General features: G+C 63.6%; 11 protein-coding genes. 9 read left to right on the plus strand and 2 right to left on the minus strand.

The features are described 5' to 3' along the window. Positions 1-186 precede the first annotated feature (186 nt). The 3 genes from H2510_RS13025 to H2510_RS13035 all read left to right on the plus strand — a co-directional run bounded on the left by H2510_RS13025 (position 187) and on the right by H2510_RS13035 (position 5,195). Positions 187-1,824, plus strand: a complete 1,638-nt coding sequence (locus H2510_RS13025; protein WP_186628725.1) for an IniB N-terminal domain-containing protein — start codon at positions 187-189, stop codon at positions 1,822-1,824. Positions 1,825-1,929: 105 nt separating this feature from the next. After that, complete coding sequence (locus tag H2510_RS13030; protein WP_186628726.1) at positions 1,930-3,741, plus strand: dynamin family protein; 1,812 nt, start codon at positions 1,930-1,932, stop codon at positions 3,739-3,741. Next, positions 3,738-5,195 carry a dynamin family protein gene (locus H2510_RS13035; RefSeq protein ID WP_186628727.1) on the plus strand — a complete coding sequence of 486 codons (1,458 nt, stop codon included), beginning with the start codon at positions 3,738-3,740 and terminating at the stop codon, positions 5,193-5,195. The genes H2510_RS13030 and H2510_RS13035 overlap by 4 nt, the downstream gene beginning before the upstream one ends. An 8-nt stretch (positions 5,196-5,203) precedes the next feature. Here the strand turns inward: H2510_RS13035 and treS are convergent, their stop codons facing one another. Further along, positions 5,204-7,384 carry a maltose alpha-D-glucosyltransferase gene (gene treS, locus H2510_RS13040; protein WP_186628728.1) on the minus strand — a complete coding sequence of 727 codons (2,181 nt, stop codon included), beginning with the start codon at positions 7,382-7,384 and terminating at the stop codon, positions 5,204-5,206. Between the two features lie 278 nt (positions 7,385-7,662). Here treS and H2510_RS13045 point away from each other — a divergent pair, with 278 nt between their 5' ends. From H2510_RS13045 to H2510_RS13070, 6 genes are all read left to right on the plus strand, one after another. Further along, positions 7,663-8,160, plus strand: coding sequence for a Pro-kumamolisin, activation domain family protein (locus H2510_RS13045; protein WP_186628729.1), 498 nt, complete (start codon positions 7,663-7,665; stop codon positions 8,158-8,160). Between the two features lie 230 nt (positions 8,161-8,390). Beyond that, positions 8,391-10,229, plus strand: coding sequence for a molecular chaperone DnaK (gene dnaK / locus H2510_RS13050; RefSeq protein ID WP_186628730.1), 1,839 nt, complete (start codon positions 8,391-8,393; stop codon positions 10,227-10,229). Beyond that, complete coding sequence (grpE, locus tag H2510_RS13055) at positions 10,226-10,858, plus strand: nucleotide exchange factor GrpE (RefSeq protein WP_186628731.1); 633 nt, start codon at positions 10,226-10,228, stop codon at positions 10,856-10,858. Before dnaK ends, grpE begins: the two co-directional genes overlap by 4 nt. Before the next feature lie 31 nt (positions 10,859-10,889). Beyond that, positions 10,890-12,080, plus strand: a complete 1,191-nt coding sequence (gene dnaJ, locus H2510_RS13060; RefSeq protein ID WP_186628732.1) for a molecular chaperone DnaJ — start codon at positions 10,890-10,892, stop codon at positions 12,078-12,080. An 80-nt stretch (positions 12,081-12,160) separates the two neighbouring features. Beyond that, positions 12,161-12,511, plus strand: coding sequence for a heat shock protein transcriptional repressor HspR (locus tag H2510_RS13065; RefSeq protein ID WP_186628903.1), 351 nt, complete (start codon positions 12,161-12,163; stop codon positions 12,509-12,511). 71 nt (positions 12,512-12,582) lie between these two features. Further along, positions 12,583-13,329, plus strand: coding sequence for an FAD-binding oxidoreductase (locus tag H2510_RS13070; RefSeq protein ID WP_186628733.1), 747 nt, complete (start codon positions 12,583-12,585; stop codon positions 13,327-13,329). A 50-nt stretch (positions 13,330-13,379) separates the two neighbouring features. Here H2510_RS13070 and H2510_RS13075 read toward each other — a convergent pair whose 3' ends face one another. Next, positions 13,380-14,114 (minus strand): crotonase/enoyl-CoA hydratase family protein, encoded by a 735-nt coding sequence (locus tag H2510_RS13075; RefSeq protein ID WP_261392937.1) that lies wholly within the window; start codon positions 14,112-14,114, stop codon positions 13,380-13,382. Between the last annotated feature and the right edge of the window lie 45 nt (positions 14,115-14,159).

Raw genomic sequence — 14,159 nt, forward strand, 5'->3', positions numbered from 1 at the left:
TTACGTCTCACAGCAGGTGAAGCGCTATTGACGGGGAAATCCCCTAACAGCTCCGAATCCCCTAACAGCGCACCCCTGGGCCTGCTGGTCCGACTAGGGGGATCGGCCCCGTTCTGCCGGGGACCGGCGGCACATAGCTTTGTGATCAACCACGAAAGACCGAACAAAAGAATGGAGCCACTTCACATGGCCACCAACGCAGTACTCGACTTCATCCTCAGCCTGCTTCGCGACGACAAGGCTGCTGCCGCATACTGCGCCAACCCGGATATCGCGCTGGCCGCGGCAGGGTTGGGCGATGTGTGCCACGCCGACATCGTCGCGGTTGCCCCCCTTGTAGCCGAGTCCGGGCTGTTCGCAGGAGCAAGCTCGCAGCTCTCGGCCATCCTCGGTGCGGGCGCATCGGGAAGCATCGAAGGCGGCCTGGCCGGTGGCGGCGCAATCGGCGGTGGACTCGGCGGTGGACTATCGACCGGCCTTGGACTGACAGCCGGTGCCGTCGCAGGCGGAGGGCTTGCAGGTGGCGGACTCATAGGTGGCGGCATCGGTGGTGGTGCAGGTGGCAGCGTGGGCGGCGAGGTCGATCTGGCCGGTGACATCGCAGTCCAGATCGGTTCTTCGCTCAGTACAGCTCTCGCCGCAGGCGGACACATCGGGGCCGACCTCGGCGCAGCATTCGGTGCCGCACTCGAAGCTGCCATCGGCGCAGGCGGATCGATCGATCTCGGTGGCGCGGCAGATATCGGCGGCGCCCTGGCCGGACTCATCGGCGGCGGAATCGAGCTCGGCGCCGAGGTCACCGGAGCATTCGAGGTGGCGCTCGATGCCGCACTCGATGCAGTCGGCGGCATCGATCTCGACGTCCTTGCCGGTGTGGACGGTGCCCTGAGCACTGCACTCGGCACAGCATTCGGCGTCGGCGGAACCATCGGAGCCGATCTCGGCGCTTCGCTCGGTGACGTATTCGGTGCCGTACTGGACGCAGGCGCATTGGCAGACCTCGACCTCACCGGAATCGCGAACGCCGACATCGGTGTCCTCGTCGGTGGCGCCCTCGGCACTGCTCTCGATCTGGATAGCAGCGTCGTCGGCAGCCTGACCGCTGCGCTGAACACTGCGATCGACGCTTCGGGCGAGGCAAGTGTTTCGACCACGCTCGGTGCAACCCTCGACGGCGCTCTCGGATCAGCGCTCGGCGCCGCAGGATCCGGTGACCTCGACCTCAGTGGTCTTACAGGCGCAGGCATTACCGGCGGAATCGACAGCGGCATCGACGCCGTCGACGAAGCAGGCGCCGGGGTCTCCGCCGGATTGTCCGGGCTTGCCGGGCTGGGCGGCGGCCTTGCCGGAGGCCTCGGCAACGCGGACGGCGAGCTGGGTGGCTCGCTCACCGGCGCGCTCGACGGCGCCGCAGCGGGTGCAGTGGACATCGGCGGTGGCGTCGCCGGAACCATCGACGCCGGCGCATCCGCTGGTGCCGACGCGGCGCTCTCCACGGGCGCAGAGGTAGCAGGCGCACTCGGTGGTGGGCTCGGGCCGGTTGCCGATCTGTCCACCGATCTATCCGGTGCCGCTGCCGGTGGAGCCGACATGGTCGGTGCAGTCACCGGCGGCATCACGGGCGGCGCATCCGGATCGTTCGATTCGACCTCGGCTTTCGATTCGAGCGCCTGGTCCGGCGTGGATTCGAGCATCTTCGGACAAGCACAGTCCGACGCGGGTCTGCATTCGGACGCCGGACTGCACGGGGACTTCGACAGCTCGGCACAGTCGGTCGCCGACCTGACGACCGGTGATCACCACACCGATCTGCTCGACCCGTGATCATGCGGTTGTAGCTGGCCCCGGGCGGTTCGGTTCGCCCGGGGCCGCTCGGTCGTTAGAGTTCACCCGAACGCTCGAGAAGGAACGTGTATCGGAAAGAAGGCTATGGACGGGCAATCGAAGCAGCTGGCCGATTTGCTCGATCGCACTGCGGAAGTAGCGCAGAGCGTCGGTCGGTCCGATCTCGTGTCGAGGGTGGAACTCGCGAAGGAGCGAGTGCTCGATCCCAGAAGGCGCATCGTCGTCGTAGGGCCTCTGAAACAGGGAAAAAGCCAGTTCGTCAACTCGTTGCTCAACCTCGACGTGTGTTCGGTCGGTGACGACGAGACGACCGCCATCCCCACCGTTGTGCAGAACTCGGAACGTCCGTATGCAGAACTGGTGCTTGCCGATCCAGGCAACGAGGCCGTTCGGGTCGAAGTACCGCTCGAAGAACTACAGACCATCACCCCTGCAGATCCCCGGGCACAATCGCGCGAGGTCCTTCGACTAGAGGTCAACGTACCGAGTCCGCTACTAGCCGACGGGCTCGTACTCGTCGACACTCCCGGTGTGGGTGGCCATGGAAACCCACATGCTGCAGGCACACTCGGCTTGATACCGTCCGCAGACGCGGTATTGGTCGTCTCCGATGCCAGTCGCGAGCTCACCGAGCCCGAAGTGTCTTTTCTCCGACAGGTTCTCGGCCTCTGCCCTTCGGTGGCATTGTTGGTCACCAAGACCGATCTCTATCCGCACTGGCGGCAGATCGTCGACGCCAATCTCGCTCACCTGGCTCGTGAAGGCCTCGATGTGCCGATCATCGCGCTGTCTTCCTTGCTCCGATCACACGCACTTCGGCTCAGTGACGAAGAGTTGAACAACGAGTCGGGATTTCCCGAGCTCTACACCTTCCTCCGCGAGAACGTCCTCTCGCGCGCCGATGCGACGACGCGAGCTGCGGTCTCGCTCGACATCAGGTCGGTCACCGAACATCTCACGCTGGCAATGGCGAGTGAACTTGCTGCACTGCGCGATCCGCAGCGCGCCGAGGCGGCCGTTGCCGGACTGCAACGGGCGAAAGCGGCGGCCGAGGAGCTGCACAAGAAGACCTCGCAGTGGCAGCACACCCTCTCCGACGGTATTGCCGACCTCGCCGCGGATATCGACCACGACCTGCGTGATCGACTGCGTCGAGTGACGCGCGAGGCAGAGGAGACAGTGGACGGTGGGGACCCGAGTTCGGACTGGCTCGAACTCGGTGACTGGCTCGAAGAGCAGATCGCGGCATCGGTGGGTGACAACTTCGTGTGGGCACACGACCGTGCGCTGTGGTTGTCCGAGCTCGTCGCGGAGCACTTCGCGGCCGCCGGTGCGGTCGCGCTGCCCGATCTCGATCTGGGCGATCTCGACGACATCCTCGAACCCGTTGCCTCGCTTGCCGATCTGGAGTCGGGGAAGACCGGGATCACTCAGAAAGTCCTCGTCGGAATGCGTGGATCGTATGGAGGGGTGCTGATGTTCGGGCTCATCACCACCTTCGTCGGGCTCAGTTTGCTCAATCCGATTTCCATCGGTGCGGGCGTACTGCTGGGCACCAAGGCGTACAAGGAAGACAAGGAAAATCAGGTCAGGGCTCGCCGTTCGGAAGCCAAGATCGCGATTCGCCGCTTCACCGATGACGTCAGCTTTCAGGTCGGCAAGGAATCGAAGGATCGGCTACGCCTGATTCAGCGGGTGCTGCGCGATCACTTCACCTCCATAGCCGAGCAGACGCTGCGATCGCTCAACGATTCACTGCGCGCAGCGCAGGAAGCGGCAACCGTCGAAACAGCCGAAAGATCCACGAGAATAGGGCATTTGGATCGGGAGATGAAGGTCGTCGCGGAGCTCAACGAGCGTGCCTCCGCTCTAATGCCGAACGGCCGGGCACAGTGACACCGCTCGCCGATGCCCGTGAGCTGATCTCCGCCGCACGCGCTGCATATTCGATCGACACCTACGCCGCTGCCTCACTGACCGAGGTACTGGATCGGCTGGGTCAGCCGCTGCGCGTCGCGCTCGCCGGGTCGCTCAAGGCAGGCAAGTCGACACTGCTCAATTCTCTTGTCGGGCAGGATATAGCGCCGACCGACGCTACCGAATGCACCAAGGTCGTCACCTGGTATCGCAACGGAGCCAGTCCGAACGTCACAGCCTGGTACGACGGCGACAAGTCCACACACGTGCCGGTGCAGCGCCGCGACGGACGCTTGGCGTTCGACCTCGGTGATCTGACCGCGTCCGATGTCGACCGTCTCGAAGTCGAGTGGCCAGCGCGCGCCCTGACGCACAGCACCATCATCGATACGCCTGGCACCTCCTCGCTCTCCCGAGACGTGTCGGCTCGCACGCTGTCGATGCTGGCGCCGGAGAACTCGTCTTCCGGGGCCGACGCCGTCGTATATCTGATGCGGACGCTCAACGCTACCGACGTGAGCTTTCTCAGTCAGATCGGTGCTCATGTCGGCGGTGAGTCGGGACCGCTCGGTGTGATCGGAGTTCTCTCACGAGCGGACGAGGTCGGGGCAGGCCGGATGGATGCGATGATGTCCGCGCACGAGGTTGCGGCCCGGTTCGCTGCGGAGTTGGAATCGACAGGACTGTGCCAGGCCGTCGTGCCGGTTGCGGGGTTGCTCGCGCTGGCCGCTGGAACATTGCGGCAGTCGGAGTTCGCGGCCTTCGAAACCCTGGCCGGTGTGCCCGAGAAAGATCTGGCGTTGGCGATGCTGTCGGCCGACCGGTTCTCCCGACCCGGGCTGCTGCCGGTCGACGCGGATCTGCGGGCGTCGATCATCGATCGCTTCGGCATGTTCGGAATCAGGATGGCGATCACTCTGATCAAACTCGGCGTCCGTGATTCACCGACATTGGCAGCGGAATTGACCGAACGGAGCGGGTTGAGCGAACTGCGCTCGGTGATCGACGTGCAGTTCGGTCAACGCGCGGACCAGCTGAAACTACATTCGGCACTCGTCGCGCTGCAGCGCATTCTCGACTCTCGGCCGATTGCGCAGTCCACAGTCTTTCGAGCCGAAGCAGGCCGGATGCTGGCCGACGTGCATGGCTTTCAAGAACTACGACTGCTCGGACGGCTGCGATCCACCGTCCCGAAACTGCCCGACGGTGACCTCGCGGAACTGCAGCGGATAATCGGCGGATATGGCATCGATACCGCCGTCCGGCTTGGCTTGGATCCGGACTCCGGACCGGCCGAGCGCCGCGACAGGGCGCTCGACGCGATCTCGAAGTGGCGCAGACTTTCCGAGCATCCACTGCTCGATCAGTTCACCTCGCGCGCGTGCGCTATTGCGGCGCGCAGCGCGGAAGGTGTTGTCGCCGTAACGCGTTGATCCGTGCGTCAGCGCAGGATGACCGGCACCCCCTGGTACGGGGCGAGGGTCATCGGGAAGCTGTTGAGCTCGTCGACTACGCCGAGCTCCGAATCGTCGAACATGTCGAAGACGCCCGCGCCGGGAGTCAGGAACTTGGACTGGATGGTGGCCGCTACCTCGTCCGAGGAGAAGTTGATGACCGTTGCCTGAATGGTGCCCTGACCCAATTCGTGCACCATCACCAACAGTCCCTTGTGCGAGACGGTCGGTACATCGAGTTGCTGCGCGGTCGCAATGCCGAACCTGTTGCGAATCTCGATGATTCGACCGAGCTGGCTGGCGAACGAGTTCGGATCCTTCAGCTGTGCAGGCAAGGCACCATAGAGGCTGCGGCCACGGGGTATGCCCGATTCCGAGCGGACCGCGTCGGGAAAGCTGTCCATCAGATCGTGCGCGCCACGGTTGATCCAGCGAGTGTCGCCTTCGCGAATCAAGTCGGCGACGTCCTCGGCGTCGATAGGAAGCACACCGAGTAGATCCCAGCCAGACAACGCGAACACGCCAGGCTGCAGGGCGTTGAACATCGCGAGCATCAGATGAACGGTTCTGACGGTGTCGATATCGGACTCGTCCATCCGATCGAGATCGCGGATTCCGAGTGAAGCGGTGATGACACTGGCTGTGGTGCAGGCAATTCCGTTGGTGGTGAAGGTTCGGTTGTACGGTGCCCAACGTCCGGTGAGTCGATCGGTGAGATCGGACCGAATCAGATCGCCGAGATCCGAACCCTTCACGACGTCGCCGCAGTAGCTGAACTCATCCTCGGCGTGCAGCGTTGCGAAGTGGATGAGCTCGAAGGTCAGTTCATCGTGGTTCTGCAGTGCGTGCACCAGCGAGGCCGGGTCGACGCCGTGGTCACGGCACAGCGTCATGGTGAGCCTGAGGAATTCGGTATTCCCCATGACGAGCGCGTGATGGTAGGCGGGCCGGTTGATGAAGTCGTACGACAGGTCGGCGCCGTTCTCGCTCATGGCCTTGATGTCGTCGATCGTCAGATTCAACTCTTGGAAGGTGAATCCGCCCATCTTGCGCACCACACTGGCGATCAGATGATTCGCGGCCTCCGACAGGGGGTGACCCTCGGACCAGCCGGGGCCTTCCGCGCGACGCTCGACACCGAGGAAGCCATTGGCGTCCAATCGCAGCGCACCGGCGCCGAGGTCGGCAATGGAGTGGCATGCGTCGCCGATCACCAGGCGCATCCCGGCGAACGACGGGTCGAGCCAGTTGATCGACGGCTGTCCTGCCTTGAAGTAGTGCAGGTACACCCAGCGACGCTCGATGCCGTCGATGCCGACGACGGGAGCTGTTGCGCTCCAGTTGGTTTCCTTTACTCCGAGCTCGTAGAAGATGACGCGTTGGAGCTGGCCGATGATGTAGCCGGCGCGCGCGAGATTCGCTTCCGCTTCGGCGTCGATGTTCTGCGAATCGGCACCGGCACGGACACGCGGTAGTAGATGCCAGTCCTCCGGCTCGATCTCCACCATGTGGTAGATCCCCGGGTAGTCGGAGACCGCCATTTCGGCGAGGCGGAAATCCGCTCCCTTGCCGGTGTGCCCCGGGACGATGTCGTCGATGACGATGCCGTCGTATGCGGCGGCGACGACGCACAGGCGTCGAAACTCTTCCTCCGAGCCGAACGCGGGATCGATCTGCATCCCGATGCGATCGAAGTGACCGTCTACCGAAGGCGTCGGCTTCCAACCGTGGATACCGCCGGCGACCTTGACCGGTCCGGTGTGGACTGCGGTGATGCCGATATCGGAGAAGGCCTGCCAGAGCTCTTCGCTGCCCAGGGTGTGCAGAAAGCTGGTCTGCGGAGCGTTGATCACCGAGATCGGGTAGGCAGTGAACCAGACGGGGGCGCGCTCGACGGCTCCCCGTGGGTTGGGGTCGGCATAGGGGTTCTGCCACATGCTGCCCTTGCCGGAGAGCTGTTCGGCGATGAGTTTGGCGTCTCTCAGCATCGACTGCTCGGTCAGCCATTCGACGTATTCACCATTGGCGGCGGACGGATCGCTGTCCTGGGAGGAGTTGCCGATCCGGTTGGCCCGACGGACGGAGGGGCGAAGCGGTCGAGGTCTGGCCGGATAGAACTTCTCGTCGTAGGTGATCTCGCTTGGTTCGTGCTGCACTTCGGGATCCATATGCCTCCGTAGCCTCGCTTTTCCTCAAACCCTACGTAGGGAACGGACGGTCCGCAGTCTGGTACATCCCCGGTCGGGGCGTCGGCGAAACCCGGTGCACGGTGTTCGGCGCCTGAATTACATCGATGTTGTTCCAAGACAACGTGATCGACCGGTAAGCAAAGCGTCACTCAATCGAGACCGCCTGGTATGGAATGTCTGGTTCGCATAGGTAATAGTCAATCTGGCAACAACAACATCAACTGCAACACCAACCTCATCTGTCACAGGAGACCCTCATGCGTCACATCGCCCGCGCCACCGTCCTGGCCTCGACAGCCGCTATTGCCGCCGCCATGGGTGCGGTCGTCCTGGCGCCCATGGCCTCCGCAGAGCCCGAAGCGCCCGCAAGCCCCTTCGGTTCCTCGGTCGCCGAATCGCCCGACCTCGTCGTCACGATCGGAACGACATGCGTGGCGAAAGACGACAAGAAGCCGGAGGGGGAGAAGGTCGGCGCGCTGGAGATCTCGGTCGAGAACGTCGGCAAGGGTGCCGCATCCGCGGTGTCCGTCAACTATGCGGTGCTGCCCGATGTCAACGGTGCCGCCACTGTCGAGAAGGTCGATCCGGGTAAGACGGAAAAGGTGATCGTGCCGAGTGGGGCAACCGAGTGGGTATCGCGCCCGGGCGGCGTTGCGGTGTTCTCACCGCAGCTCGATGCCAACTACTCGAACAACGTCGCTGTCGGCCTGCTCAGTGTCGATTGCGCACCGGCGCCTGCCGACACCGAGGAGTAGTAGCGGAAGTTTTCACCTCGATCCTGCGCCGTGACGGCACTGCCGTCACGGCGCATTCGTGTGTCTAGGACGGCCTCGGGAACAAATTCCGCGAATCCTCCGTTAACCCTTTCGACAGCCTTGAGTGGATGAGGCTCAAGTCCAGCTTGACGAACGAGAACTTGTCTTGCAGACTTGAGCGCAGTTCACTCAGCTAGGCATTTTCCACAGCAATAACAGGAGGAAACATTATGGCTCGTGCGGTCGGTATCGACCTCGGGACCACCAACTCGGTTGTGTCCGTCCTAGAGGGCGGCGAGCCGGTTGTGGTCGCCAACGCAGAGGGATCACGCACCACACCGTCGGTCGTCGCCTTCGCCAAGAACGGTGAAGTGCTCGTCGGCCAGCCCGCGAAAAACCAGGCGGTCACCAACGTCGACCGCACGATTCGCTCCGTCAAGCGTCACGTCGGCACGGACTGGAACGTGGAGATCGACGGTAAGAAATACACTCCTCAGGAGATCAGCGCGCGCACGCTGCAGAAGCTGAAGCGCGACGCCGAGGCCTACCTGGGTGAGGAAATCACCGACGCGGTCATCACCGTGCCCGCCTACTTCGAGGACGCACAGCGTCAGGCAACCAAGGAAGCCGGCCAGATCGCCGGCCTCAACGTCCTGCGCATCGTCAACGAGCCCACCGCGGCTGCACTCGCATACGGCCTGGACAAGGGCGACAGCGAGCAGACCATTCTGGTGTTCGACCTCGGTGGCGGCACGTTCGACGTCTCCCTGCTGGAAATCGGCGACGGTGTCGTCGAGGTCCGTGCAACCTCGGGTGACAACCACCTCGGTGGCGACGACTGGGACGAGCGGATCGTCACCTGGCTCGTCGACAAGTTCAAGGCTCAGAACGGCATCGATCTGACCAAGGACAAGATGGCTCTGCAGCGTCTTCGTGAAGCTGCCGAGAAGGCAAAGATCGAGCTGTCCTCCGGGCAGAGCACGTCGATCAACCTTCCGTACATCACGGTCGACGCCGACAAGAACCCCTTGTTCCTCGACGAGCAGCTCAGCCGCTCGGAGTTCCAGAAGATCACCTCCGACCTGCTCGACCGCACTCGTGCGCCGTTCCAGGCAGTGGTCAAGGACTCCGGCATCGCAGTCAAGGACATCGACCACGTCGTACTCGTCGGTGGTTCGACGCGTATGCCTGCGGTCTCCGAACTGGTCAAGGAACTCTCCGGTGGACGCGAGCCCAACAAGGGCGTCAACCCGGACGAGGTCGTGGCTGTCGGTGCTGCATTGCAGGCAGGCGTGCTCAAGGGTGAGGTCAAGGACGTTCTGCTCCTCGACGTCACACCGCTGTCCCTCGGCATCGAGACCAAGGGTGGCGTGATGACCAAGCTCATCGAGCGCAACACCACCATCCCGACCAAGAGGTCCGAGACCTTCACCACCGCTGACGACAATCAGCCTTCGGTGCAGATCCAGGTCTTCCAGGGTGAGCGCGAGATCGCTTCGCACAACAAGCTCCTCGGCTCCTTCGAGCTGACGGATCTGCCACCGGCTCCTCGCGGAGTGCCCCAGATCGAGGTCACCTTCGACATCGACGCCAACGGCATCGTGCACGTCACGGCCAAGGACAAGGGCACCGGCAAGGAAAACACGATCAAGATCCAGGACGGCTCCGGCTTGTCCAAGGAAGAGATCGAACGCATGGTCGCCGACGCGGAAGCTCACGCAGAGGAGGACAAGGCTCGTCGCGAAGAGGCCGAGGTCCGCAACCAGGCCGAGTCCCTCGTCCACCAGACGGAGAAGTTCGTCAAGGACAACGAGGACAAGGTCGACGCCGACCTCAAGGGTCGCGTCGAGTCGGCAATCGAAGAGGCCAAGTCGGCTCTCGCCGGTAGCGACATCTCGGCGGTCAAGTCCGCAGTGGAGAAGCTGTCCACCGAGTCGCAGGCACTCGGCACCGCCATCTACGAGGCTCAGGCCAATGAGCAGGGCGGCGCAGAGGGTGGGGCTCCGGCTGACGACGGTGTCGTCGACGCCGAGGTCGTGGACGAGCCCGTCGACACGGACAAGAAGTGACGTCGGGTAACACCGAGCAGGAACCGGTCACTTTCGTGGACAAGCGAAAGATCGATCCCGAGACCGGTGAAGTTCGGGAAGGCGACGCAGTTCCGGAGCCCCTCGTGGGCACCGGGGCTGCGCCCCAGCCCGGCTCGGTAGACGAAGGGGTTGCCGAGGCAGAGGTGGTGGAAGACGTACGCGATACACAGATCGCAGAACTCACCGCCGATCTGCAGCGGTTGTCGGCAGAGTACGCCAACTACCGTCGGCGTACCGACCGTGAGAAGCAAACGGGAGCGGAGAACGCGAAAGCGTCCGTTGTCTCCCAGTTTCTCCCGATCCTCGATGATCTAGAGCGAGCTCGACAGCACGGAGACCTGGAGACGGGTCCGCTGAAGGCGCTCTCGGACAAGCTCGCCGGTGTGTTCGACAGCATCGGGCTTGCCGCGTTCGGCGCCATCGGGGACACATTCGATCCGTCGGTTCACGAAGCTGTCTCCCATGAGGGTGACGGTCACGAACCAGTGATCGGGACGCTGATGCGTCCGGGTTACAAGCTCGGAGATCGTGTTCTACGGACCGCGATGGTCGGTGTGGTCGATGATGCGTCACAAGATTCGGGAGCCGATGCTCCCGAGGGGCAGTAAACAAAAATAGCGCGAGAGGAGGAAACGCCCGGTGAGCCAGCGGGAGTGGATCGAGAAGGACTTCTATAAGGAACTGGGCGTTTCCTCCAACGCGTCCACAGACGAGATAAACAAGGCGTACCGGAAGCTGGCCAAGGACAACCATCCTGACGCCAATCCCGGAAACGTCGAGGCCGAGCGTCGCTTCAAGGCGATCAGCGAGGCCAAGTCGGTTCTCATCGATCCGGCGAAACGTAAGGAGTACGACGAGGCGCGTCGACTCTTCGCTTCCGGTGGATTCGGCCAGGGCGGAGGCGGATTCAGCCCCAGCTCGGGCGGATTCGGTGGAGGTGGCGGCGGCGGCCAGACATTCGACGTCGGCGACATCTTCGGTCAGGCCGGAGGCGGCGACGGCGGAATCGGCGACATCTTCGGTGGACTGTTCAACCGCGGTGGGACGCAGCAGCGCCCCGCGGGCAACCGTCCACGACGGGGCAGCGACGTCGAGACCGAGACCACTCTCGGTTTCCGTGAAGCCACGCAAGGTGTCACCGTTCCACTGCGACTCACCAGTCCGTCCTCGTGCACCACGTGTCACGGCAGCGGCGCGAAACCAGGAACCAGCCCACGCGTGTGCCCCAGGTGCAACGGCGCAGGGGTGGTCAACCGCAACCAGGGCGCGTTCGGGTTCAGCGAGCCGTGCGACGACTGCCGCGGAACCGGTTCGATCATCGACGATCCGTGCCAGGACTGCCGCGGTACCGGAGTGCAGAATCGCACTCGCACCATCACCGTGCGGGTTCCACCCGGTGTGTCCGACGGCCAGAAGATCAGGTTGGCAGGCCAGGGTGAAGCCGGTCTGCGTGGGGCACCGTCGGGCGATCTGTATGTCATCGTCCGGGTTCGGCCCGACAAGGTCTTCGGCCGCAACGGCGACGATCTCACCGTGACGGTGCCGGTCAGCTACGGCGAACTGGTCCTCGGAGCCACGTTGTCGATCCCGACCCTCGACGGCCGAGTCGGCGTCAAGGTCCCACCGGGCACGGTCGACGGACGTGTACTGCGTGTTCGCGGACGAGGAGTTCCCAAGAAGACCGGGACCGCAGGTGACCTGATGGTCACCGTCAAGGTCGCGGTGCCGCAGAAACTCGACGATCCCGCCATCGAGGCACTGCACGCTTATCTGGAAGCCGAGAAGGCCAGCGGATTCGACCCGCGGGCCGGGTGGGCAGGTGCATCGTGACACTGCCGCCGAACTCTCCAGGATCGGGTCATTCCGCAGGCTCCACTCCTGGCCCAGGCCACGCTGACCCCGATGCCCAGGTGTTCGTCATCTCGGTCGCGGCCCAACTCGCGGGCATGCACGCGCAAACCCTGCGTACGTACGACCGTTTGGGGTTGGTGACGCCGCACCGCACTACCGGTGGGGGACGGCGTTACTCCCCGCGCGATGTGGCACTGCTGCGCGAAGTGCAGCGGCTCTCGCAGAACGAGGGCGTGAACCTGGCAGGAATCAAGCGGATCATCGAGCTGACCAATCAGGTCGAGGCTCTGCAGGCACGTGTCACCGAAATCGCCCAGGAGTTGGCGAACGTACACGTGAGTTATCGACGCGATCTCGTTCCCGTACAACGCAGCGCATTGGTCGTCTGGAAACCGCGACACCAACGCTGAATGCTGCTGCCGAAGTCCGGAAGCTATCGGCTGATCGCGCACAGGCGGTGAGACCGCTTATCCTTGAAGCCATGCAGACGTGGAACGCAAAAGTGGTCCAGTACAACCGACTACGCAACGACTTGGCTGTCGTCCGCCTCGTCGGGGACGCCGTTCCATTTCGAGCCGGACAGTCGATCGAGGTCGTGGTGCCGCAGAACGCAACGCTGTCTCGACGGTATTCCTCGGCGCTTCCGCCGTCGGCGGACGGCAAGCTCGAATTTCATGTTCGAGCGGTGCCGGCGGGCTGGGTCAGTGGGTCGATCGTCAACGAAACCCGCCCGGGTGACGTGTGGCAACTCCGCAATCCGGGCGGCAACTTTCACATCGACGACTCCGGTCGAGATGTCGTCATGATCGCCGGAGGAACCGGGCTGGCACCGATGCGTTCGCTCATCCTCGACTTGACGCGTCGGCCGTCGCCACCTCGAGTGACGTTGTACTTCGGTGGTCGATCGCCCAGCGATCTGTATGCCGCGGATCTGTTGTGGATCCTTGCGTCCGAACTGCCCTGGCTGAAAGTCGTGCCGGTGGTGGATCAATTGGCGGACCCGTGGGCTCCGGACAGGTGGCACGAGGCAATCAATGCACACGTCGCGGACCCTGACGCGAAGTTCGGGGCGAAGCACTGCTGGGAAGGCAGCCTCGCCGACGTCATCGCCGTCCAGGAACCCTTCGACCGCCATCAGGTTCTGGTGTGTGGTTCGCCGGGCATGGAAGCTGCGACGCTGTCGGCACTGGTCGACAATGGAACGCCGATGGAGGCGGTCCAGCGCTGACTCGAGCGGAAGCGCTCGGCTATCGGATCCTCGTGGTTACGGGTGGGGCGCTACCGACCCTCGAACACCGGGGCCCGCTTCTCGGCGAATGCCTGCGGCCCTTCCTTGGCGTCGTGGCTCTTGAATACCGCTACTCCGAGTTCGGCGTCGATCTTGAACGCCTCTTCCTCGTGGAGTCCCTCGGTGTCTCGGATGGTCTTGAGAATCGCCTGCACGGCAAGCGGGCCGTTCGCGGCGATGAGTTCGGCGAGTTCGAGTGCCTTCTCCAGCGCCTGACCGTCGGGGACCACGTGACCGATCAGCCCGATCTCCTTGGCTTCGGCGGCGCGAATATGCCTGCCGGTCAACAGGATGTCGGCCGCAATCGTGTACGGGATCTGCCGGACGAGCCGCACCGCGGACCCGCCGAGTGGAAAGAGTCCCCACTTTGCTTCGGAGACACCGAACTTGGCGCTTTCACCTGCGACGCGAATATCGGTGCCCTGAAGAATTTCGGTACCACCGGCAATGGCGGGGCCCTCGACGGCTGCGATGAGCGGCTTGGTCAGCCTGCGGCCTTTGAGTAGGGCCTCGATCTTCGATAGGTCCCATCCGCCTCCGCTGAAACTGTCACCTGGGTGAGTGCTGGTCATCGCTTTGAGGTCGGCGCCCGCGCAGAACGCGCCGCCGGCGCCGGTCAGGATAGCGACCCGGATATCTGGGTCGGCATCGACACGATCCCAGGCGTCGCGCATTATGGCCATCATCTCGCCGCTCAGTGCATTGCGCGCTTCGGGTCGGTTCATCGTCACGATGAGGACTTGGCCACGCTTCTCCACGAGTGCGTGCGG

The organism is Rhodococcus sp. BP22 (assembly GCF_014281965.1).
GTDB lineage: Bacteria > Actinomycetota > Actinomycetes > Mycobacteriales > Mycobacteriaceae > Rhodococcoides.

Coding starts and splice junctions, on each gene's coding strand:
- H2510_RS13070 (WP_186628733.1), top strand. CDS start 12,583: ATGCAGACGTGGAACGCAAAAGTGGTCCAGTACAACCGACTACGCAAC.
- H2510_RS13025 (WP_186628725.1), top strand. CDS start 187: ATGGCCACCAACGCAGTACTCGACTTCATCCTCAGCCTGCTTCGCGAC.
- dnaK (WP_186628730.1), top strand. CDS start 8,391: ATGGCTCGTGCGGTCGGTATCGACCTCGGGACCACCAACTCGGTTGTG.
- H2510_RS13075 (WP_261392937.1), bottom strand. CDS start 14,114: ATGAACCGACCCGAAGCGCGCAATGCACTGAGCGGCGAGATGATGGCC.
- H2510_RS13045 (WP_186628729.1), top strand. CDS start 7,663: ATGCGTCACATCGCCCGCGCCACCGTCCTGGCCTCGACAGCCGCTATT.
- treS (WP_186628728.1), bottom strand. CDS start 7,384: ATGGATCCCGAAGTGCAGCACGAACCAAGCGAGATCACCTACGACGAG.
- H2510_RS13030 (WP_186628726.1), top strand. CDS start 1,930: ATGGACGGGCAATCGAAGCAGCTGGCCGATTTGCTCGATCGCACTGCG.